General features: G+C 67.6%; 2 protein-coding genes. Both read left to right on the top strand.

Translation table 11 applies throughout. The annotated features are described in order from the left end of the window. Nucleotides 1–951, top strand: a 951-nt coding sequence (locus VF468_11910) for a glycoside hydrolase family 2 TIM barrel-domain containing protein (protein ID HEX5879003.1), incomplete at its 5' end; no start/stop codon positions are given. 72 nt (nt 952–1023) lie between these two features. After that, nucleotides 1024–2148: glycoside-pentoside-hexuronide (GPH):cation symporter (locus VF468_11905; GenBank protein ID HEX5879002.1), on the top strand; the 1125-nt coding region annotated here is incomplete at its 3' end.

Raw genomic sequence — 2148 nt, 5'->3', positions numbered from 1 at the left:
GCCGTGGACGGCACCAGGTTCCTCATCAACGGGGAGCCGTTCTACTTCACCGGCTTCGGCAAGCACGAGGACCTCCCGGTGATCGGCAAGGGCCACAACGACGCCTTCCTGGTCCACGACTTCGAGCTGCTGAAGTGGATCGGGGCCAACTCCTTCCGGACCTCCCACTATCCCTACGCCGAGGCCGTGCTCGACTACGCCGACCGCCAGGGGATCGTCGTCATCGACGAGACGGCGGCGGTGGGCCTGAACATGGGGCTCGGCGGCGGGATCTTCGGCGGCCAGGGCTACACCACCTACTCGCCCGAGACGGTCAACGACCAGACCCGCGAGGTGCACGCCCAGGCGATCCGCGAGCTGGTGGCCCGGGACAAGAACCATCCGAGCGTGGTGCTGTGGTCGATCGCCAACGAGCCCGAGTCCGACACCGAGGGCGCCGAGCGGTACTTCAAGCCGCTGTTCGAGCTGACCAGGGAGCTCGATCCCACCCGGCCGGTCGGCTTCGTCAACGTCATGCTCGCCCCCTACGGCAAGTGCCGGGTCTCGCAGTTCGGCGATGTGCTGATGCTCAACCGGTACTACGGCTGGTATGTGAACACCGGCGAGCTGAAGGCCGCCGAGCTGGCCTGGGAAGAGGAGCTGAAGGGCTGGGCGGGCGAGGGCAAGCCGATCATCATCACCGAGTACGGCGCCGACACCTACCCGGGACTGCACGCGATCACCCCCCAGCCCTGGTCCGAGGAGTACCAGGTGGAATACCTGGACATGAACCACCGCGTGTTCGACCGCATCGACGCCGTCGTCGGCGAGCAGGTGTGGAACTTCGCCGACTTCGTGACCACCTCGGGCATCATGCGCGTGGGCGGCAACAAAAAGGGCGTGTTCACCCGCGACCGCCAGCCGAAGGCGGCCGCCTGGGCCCTGCGCCGCCGCTGGCGCCGCGACGACTGATTCCATGGCCGCCAGGCCCTCTTCGTCCACCTCCCCGCCCGCGCCACGGCGGGCCGCCTGAAGGGAAGCGCCGTGACCGCAGTCACCGCCCCCGCGCAAGCAGCACCCGAGACCGGGCGGCTCCGGCTGCCACAGTACCTGGGCTACACCGCCGGCGACGCGGCCAACAACCTCGCCTTCTCCATGACCTCGATGTTCCTGCTGCTCTACTACACCGACGTGGTCGGCATCTCCGCCGCCGCGGCGGGCACGCTGTTCCTGGTCGTGCGCGCGTGGGACGCGTTCGCCGACATCTTCGCCGGCCGCATGGTCGACCGGACGAACACCCGGTGGGGCAAGTTCCGTCCCTTCTTCGTGATTGCCGGCATCCCCGTGCTGCTGCTCAGTGTCGCCACCTTCACCGTGCCGGGTGGGTTCTCCGATGGCGCCAAGCTCGCCTACGCCTATCTCACCTATGCGCTGCTCGGCCTGTTCTACAGCCTGGTCAACATCCCGTACGGCTCGCTGGCCGCGGCGATGACCCAGCGGCCGCAGGAGCGCGCCAAGCTGGCCAGCTTCCGCGTCTTCGGGTCGGCGCTCACCATCATCATGCTGGCCTTCGTGGTCGCCCCCCAGATCAAGAGCTCGCCGGACCTGCAGCGGTCGCTGACCATGACCACCCTGGCCTTCGCCGTCGTCGGGGCCGTGCTGTACTTCTTCCTCTTCGTGACCGCGAGGGAGAACGTCCCGCGCGACGTCGCCCAGGTGAGCTTCAAGCAGACCATCGCCACCCTCAGGCAGAACCGGCCACTGATGATGCTATGCCTCAGCGCCCTGGCGTTCCTCAGCGCCATGTTCTCCCTGCAGACCGTCAACGCCTTCTACGCCCGCGACGTCCTCGGCGACGCCAACTACTACATTCTCATCACGGTCGTCAGTACCGGGGCCATGCTGGTCATGGCCCCGCTGATCCCCAAGATCGTGCGCACCTTCGGCAAGAAGCGGGCCTACATCCTCGCCGGCCTGCTCGGCATCGTCGGCGGCATCGGCGTCTCGCTGGCCCCCCCGTCGACGCCAGCCATCCCGATCATCTTCTTCGGGGTCCTCGGCATCGCCCTGGCGGTGGTCAACACGCTGATGTTCGCCATGGAGGCCGACACCGTCGAGTACGGCGAGTGGAAGACCGGCTTCCGCACCGAGGGCATGACCTACGCCCTG

Source organism: Actinomycetota bacterium (genome assembly GCA_036280995.1).
In the GTDB taxonomy this organism is placed as follows: Bacteria; Actinomycetota; CALGFH01; order CALGFH01; family CALGFH01; genus CALGFH01.
The sequence above is the reverse complement of the archived record's forward strand: the minus strand, read 5'-3'. Positions and strand labels throughout refer to the sequence as shown.